This is a genomic window from Micromonospora sp. SL1-18 (genome assembly GCF_047921505.1).
Taxonomy (GTDB): Bacteria; Actinomycetota; Actinomycetes; order Mycobacteriales; family Micromonosporaceae; genus Micromonospora.
In genome coordinates, this window is sequence record NZ_JBLROA010000260.1 from 1 (window position 1) to 286 (window position 286).

The 286-nt window shown below is 72.0% G+C and carries 1 pseudogene; it reads right to left on the reverse strand.

The window, feature by feature from the left end:
* Nucleotides 1-203, reverse strand: a pseudogene (locus tag ACNAW0_RS30855) (GGDEF domain-containing protein); the annotation flags it as partial.
* Between the last annotated feature and the right edge of the window lie 83 nt (nt 204-286).

Here is a 286-nt window from a genome sequence, read left to right on the forward strand (position 1 = left end):
ACGACGCACGGGCGAGCCGGGGCGAGTTGTTCCCAGCCGGCGGCGAGGCCGGCCCGGTTCGCAAGCCCGGTCAGCGGATCACGGAGGGCGGCGCGTTGGAGGGCGGCGAGTTCGTAGCGGGCGGCGGAGAGCCGGTACTGGTCCCAGCAGAACAGGATGAGCCCGCCGACCAGGAACAGGCCAGAGAACAGGTGTTCGGTCATCGGGTGCCCTTCTGGATGGCGGTGAGGCGGGCCTGCATGTCGGCCAGGGCGGCGCGGACCCGTTCGATCCGCTGCTGCGGGTC